The following is a 5,215-nucleotide window of genomic DNA, read 5'->3' as shown; positions in this document are numbered from 1 at the left end:
AGATGACAATGGTTGCTTCAGGAAGGGAGGTCTATTGAGCGATCAAGGTCGACATCAGCTGTGGTTGCATCCATGCCAGAGTCTTCAGACGCAGCGCCTTTCACCTTTTTTGACTCAGCGCTGCAGGAATTACAGTAAAATGAATAGCCTTGTGCGAATCCAGCAACGGCCTGGAAGTAATCTTTAGTAAGTGGTTTATTGATCCTGCAGGCAATGCATTCTCTGGTTGGAGGTTGAGACGTTCGACTGTTCATCGGAATTGTTGTCGTGAGAACTAATTACGCCCCCCTAGATGCGTGGCCTAATTTTACCAAAGAAAGCCGGATGGCATGGCAGTTGACGTCCCAGCATCTCCTGGACTGTCGCACAGCTGCAGGTCCCCTAAAGCGGAAACCACTACCAGTGAGCGGAAACGATTGCTGTCGGTGGCCTGAGCTGGAAACTGGCCTCGTAGGGCCTCTGGAGGCGGAATGTACTCGATCCCAGCCTGCCCTGCTGCACAGCAGCCATGGCGAGCTGGCTGCCATGGCCACCTAGCGAAATTCTGGCCGCTTGTGTTGATCAAAGCTGCGTTGGAGGGCGTCACCGATCGTCAGACCCACCGGGAGGCCACCGCCGAAGGAGGTGCCCAGCACATGGCGGTAGAGCTTGGTCTCCACCAAACGAATGGTGGAATCAGGAAACGGAATGTAGTTGGTTTTGGCCACCAGCTCGGGGGCGTTCCGGATCAGGAAGGTAGTGAAACTACGGACCTCGGCACTGTCGAGCAAGGCCTGATCGTTGACATAAATGAACAGGGGTCTGGACAGTGGCTGGTATTGCCCCTGCAACACCGACTGAACGGAGGGCAGCACAGGTTTTCCCTTGGGATTAACCACCGCAAGGGCCTTGAGCCGGCCACTGTTGCTGCGGAACCAGCCATAGCCAAGGTAGCCAAGGGCCTGGGGATCAGCGGCCACGCAGTTCACCACCACATTGTCATCCTCGCTGGCGGTATAATCGCGGCGGGAGTTGTCCTCATCGCCGTTGATGGCCTTGTTGAAGTAGTGGAAGGTGCCTGAATCGCCGCCCGCTCCGCACAGCTTGATCGGCCGCTTTGGCCAGGCCGGGTTCACCTGGTTCCAGCGGTTGATGCGCCCCTGGGCGTTGCGGTTCCAGAGCAGGGAGAGCTGCTGGGTGCTCACGGCTTTCGCCCAGCTGTTGCCCGGATGGACGACCACCGAGAGGGCATCGAAGGCCAGGGGCACTTCAATGAAGCGGATGCCCTTGGCGGCACAGGCCTTGAGTTCATTGGTGTTGATGGGCCTCGATGCATTGCTGATCTCCACCCGGCCGCTGCAGAGATCCCGGAAACCGGCGGTGCTGCCCGTTTCCTTGAGACTGATGCGGACACCCTTGCCGGCCGCCGTCTGGCGGAAGGCGCTGATGCCCGCCTGCACAATCGGGTACACGGTGCTGGAGCCGCTGATGCGGATCGGCCGGGTGGATGCCTGCTGCTGTGCCAGAGCAGCTCCAGAGGCAACGGGGAAAACGAGCGTGACCGCCAGGGTCAGGCTGAGCCTGAAGGGTCAGAGTCATGCCGTGTCCAACGGCATGACTCTGACCCATCAACCCGTGTTGATGAGTTAAGGATTGGTTATGGCGGGGCGATTCGTGATGGCCAGGCGGCCCCTGAGCCACAACGACACGTACACCAGCGCCACCAGCACCGGCACCTCGATGAGGGGGCCGATCACCCCGGCGAGCGCCTGGCGGGAACTGACCCCCCAGACGCTGATGCTCACAGCGATGGCCAGCTCGAAGTTGTTGCCGGCGGCGGTGAAGGCAAGCGTCGCTGTTTTCGCGTAGCTGAGCCCGCTGCGCCGGCCCACCGCGAAGGCCGTGAACCACATGATCGAGAAATAGAGCAGCAACGGCACCGCCACCCTCGCCACCGTGAGCGGATCGGAGGTGATCGCCTGCCCCTGCAGGGCGAACATCACCACGATCGTGAACAGCAGACCGTAGAGCGCGAACGGGCTGATGAAGGGGATGAAGCGCTGCTCGCGGTCCCTTGAGGCTCAGGCCGATCCGGCGGCTGAGGTAGCCCCCCAGCAAGGGCAGCCCCAGAAACACCAGCACCGCCTTGGCGATCTCCGCCATCGAAAAGGCCACGTCCTGGGTGGCCAGCCCCAGCCAGCCGGGCAGGATCTTGAGGTAGAAACCACCCAGCAGGGCATAGGCCAGCACCTGGATGATCGAGTTGATCGCCACCAGCAGGGCGGCCGCCTCCCGATCCCCCTGGGCCAGATCGATCCAGATCAGCACCATGGCGATGCAGGGGGCCAGGCCGATCAGGATCAGCCCGGTGCGGAACGCCGGCTGACCCGGAAGAAAGATCCAGGCCAGGGCGAACATCAGCGCCGGCCCCAGCCCCCAGACCAGCAGCAGTGAAAGCCGCAGCAAACGGCGATCGCGCGCCGCCCGGCCAAGCTCCTCGTAGTGCACCTTCGCCAGCACGGGATACATCATCAACAGCAGCCCCACGGCGATCGGCAGGGAGGTGTTGCCGATCCTCACGGCATCGAGAACCCCCTGAATGGCGGGGAAGAAGCGACCCAGCAGCAGTCCGCCCGCCATCGCCAACAGGATCCAGAGCGGCAGGAACCGATCCAGCAGCGACAGCCTGGCCAGAATTGCCTTTTCGTCGGGGGCCAGCGGGTGATGGTCGGTGGACTTCGGGTTCATGCCGTTGGGAGCAGAGCGGGAGTGGAGGGAAGCTGGGGGCTGAACCGACGCTGCCTGCTCAATCCGTCGATGCCTTGCTCAGCAGGGAGCGAACCTCATCGGCAGTGGGCACCCGCCCCGCCACGACGACCCGTTCATCGATCACCAACGCCGGCGTCCGCATCACCCCATAGGCGGCAATGGCCACCGGATCGTGAACCGCTTCGATGCTCGGCTCGAGGCCCAGCTCAGCGGCTCCTTTGCGGGCGTGATCTTCCAGGGTGATGCATTTCTTGCAGCCGCTGCCGAGAATCTTGATGTCCATGGGGGTAAGGATCAGGGCAGGATGGAATTGAAGATGTAGCCGATCAGCACGATGCCCAGGCCGGTAACCGAGAAGAAGGCGGCCAGCAACGGTGGCTTGAGCACCCGGCGCAGCAGGATCAGCTCCGGCACCGACAGGGCCACCACGCTCATCATGAAGGCGAGAACCGTGCCCATCGGCAGTCCCTTCTCATAAAGCGCCTGCACCATCGGCATCACACCCGCCGCATTGGAATACAGCGGGATGCCGATTCCCACCGCCAGCAGCACACCGAAGGGATTGCTGCGGCCGGCATGGGTGGCGAAGAAATTGGTGGGCACCCAGCCGTGGATCAAGGCGCCCACGCCGATGCCGATCAGCAGATAGGGCCAGATCTGCTGCAGGATGGAGACCACTTCTTCGGCCCCCATCTGAAGCCGCTGCTCGAAGGAAAGGCCCAGCGAACTCTCCACGGCCTGGCCGTGCAGCTTGGTTTCGTAGACGAAGGGTTCGACCCAGCGCTCCAGTCGTAGGCGACCCAGCACCCATCCCGCCAGGATCGCGATCAGCAGGCCGGAGCCGATGTAGATCAGTGTGATCCGCCAGCCGAACAGACTGAACAGCAGGCCGATCGCCACCTCGTTCACCATCGGGCTGGCGATGAGAAAGCTCAGCGTGACCCCCAGCGGGATGCCCGCAGCCAGGAAACCGATGAAGGCCGGCACCGCACTGCAGGAGCAGAAGGGTGTGACCACCCCGAGCAGACCGGCCAAGACGTTGCCGAGCCCTTCACGGCGTCCGGCCAGCAGGGCCCGGGTGCGCTCCACGCTCAGATAGGAGCGCAGCACGGTCACCAAGAAGATGATGCCGCTCAGCAGCAGGGCAATCTTGATCGAGTCGTAGAAGAAGAAGCGCAGGGTTTCGCTCAGCCGCTGCCCAGGATCAAGACCCAGCCAACCGAACAGCACGACCTCCCAGAGAGATTCGTTGATCCGGTAGAGCAGCAGCCAAGCGGCCACGAGGCCGGCCAGCAGGGCGACATGGCCGGGCCGGCTGGTGCGCAGCCACCGCATCGCCGGGGTGACGTTGCTCACGTGCAGCGGCTCGCCGGCTTGCCGCACTGGGCTCCCAGGTCCGCCAGCCAACTGCGCAGCTGTTCGATCGCTTCCGGGCGCAGGCTGTAGTAGATCCAGCGGCCCTCCTGGCGATCGGCCAGCAGGCCGGCTTCCTTGAGCACTTTGAGGTGGAAGGAGAGCTTCGACTGGGCCAGGCCGAGATCGGCGGTGAGATCACAGACACACCGCTCGCCGTCGCCGAGGGCTTCGATCACCTGCAGGCGCAGCGGCTCGGCGAGGGCCTTGAGGAGCGCCCGGGCCTGCTCGGACTGGATGGGTGGACTGGCAACAGCCCCTGGATCGGCCATGTGATCGACAACACGTCTTGAATCAACTCTAGTTGATCTATATTCGTAGCACCGCGGGCTTTGCGAATGAAGATCGGCATCAATGGCTTCGGCCGCATCGGCCGCCTGGTGTTCCGCGCCCTCTGGGGCCGGCCCGGCATTTCCCTGGTGCACGTCAACGATCCGGGAGGCGATGCCGCCGCCGCCGCCCACCTACTGGAATTCGACTCGGTGCATGGCCGCTGGCCCCAGGCCGTGGAAGCGAACGGGACGGGCTTCCTGGTGGAGGGCCAGCCCGTGGGCTACAGCCAGCAGAAGGATCCCACCGCCGTGCCCTGGGCCGGCGCCGATGTGGATCTGGTGCTCGAATGCAGCGGCAAGATCAAAACCCCAGAAACTCTCGAGCCTTACTTCACCCAGCTCGGCCTGAAGCGGGTGATCGTGGCCTGCCCGGTGAAAGGGGTGATCGCTGGAGAGGAAGCCCTCAACATCGTCTACGGAGTCAACCACCACCTCTACGACCCCGCCCGCCACCGCCTGCTCACCGCCGCCTCCTGCACCACCAACTGCCTGGCGCCGGTGGTGAAGGTGGTGCACGAAAGCTTCGGCATCCGCCACGGTTCGATCACCACCCTGCACGATGTGACCAACACCCAGGTGGTGGTCGATGCCTTCAAGAGCGACCTGCGCCGGGCCCGTTCCTGCATCCAGAGCCTGATCCCCACCACCACCGGCTCGGCCCGGGCGATCGGGCTGATCTTCCCTGAACTGCAGGGCAAGCTCAACGGCCATGCCGTTCGGGT

Annotated in this window: 5 protein-coding genes and 1 pseudogene; 1 reads left to right on the top strand and 5 read right to left on the bottom strand. The window is 63.3% G+C overall.

Translation table 11 applies throughout. The annotated features are described in order from the left end of the window. Positions 1–533: 533 nt before the first annotated feature. From KBY74_RS13530 to KBY74_RS13510, 5 genes and pseudogenes are all read right to left on the bottom strand, one after another. Positions 534–1,469, bottom strand: coding sequence for a PstS family phosphate ABC transporter substrate-binding protein (locus KBY74_RS13530; RefSeq protein ID WP_254943151.1), 936 nt, complete (start codon positions 1,467–1,469; stop codon positions 534–536). A gap of 156 nt (positions 1,470–1,625) precedes the next feature. After that, a pseudogene (gene arsB, locus KBY74_RS13935) lies at positions 1,626–2,727 on the bottom strand (ACR3 family arsenite efflux transporter). A gap of 58 nt (positions 2,728–2,785) precedes the next feature. After that, positions 2,786–3,031 carry a thioredoxin family protein gene (locus KBY74_RS13520; RefSeq protein WP_254943150.1) on the bottom strand — a complete coding sequence of 82 codons (246 nt, stop codon included), beginning with the start codon at positions 3,029–3,031 and terminating at the stop codon, positions 2,786–2,788. An 11-nt stretch (positions 3,032–3,042) separates the two neighbouring features. After that, the gene (locus tag KBY74_RS13515; RefSeq protein ID WP_254943149.1) at positions 3,043–4,131 is read right to left on the bottom strand and encodes a permease; all 1,089 of its coding nucleotides are present in this window, start codon (positions 4,129–4,131) and stop codon (positions 3,043–3,045) included. After that, positions 4,101–4,433, bottom strand: coding sequence for a helix-turn-helix transcriptional regulator (locus KBY74_RS13510; RefSeq protein WP_254943148.1), 333 nt, complete (start codon positions 4,431–4,433; stop codon positions 4,101–4,103). Before KBY74_RS13510 ends, KBY74_RS13515 begins: the two co-directional genes overlap by 31 nt. Before the next feature lie 66 nt (positions 4,434–4,499). Between KBY74_RS13510 and KBY74_RS13505 the strand changes: the two genes are divergently transcribed. Then, positions 4,500–5,215: glyceraldehyde 3-phosphate dehydrogenase NAD-binding domain-containing protein (locus tag KBY74_RS13505; protein WP_254943147.1), on the top strand; the 716-nt coding region annotated here is incomplete at its 3' end.

Source organism: Cyanobium sp. A1C-AMD, from assembly GCF_024346495.1.
In the GTDB taxonomy this organism is placed as follows: Bacteria; Cyanobacteriota; Cyanobacteriia; order PCC-6307; family Cyanobiaceae; genus Cyanobium_A; species Cyanobium_A usitatum.
The sequence above is the reverse complement of the archived record's forward strand: the minus strand, read 5'-3'. Positions and strand labels throughout refer to the sequence as shown.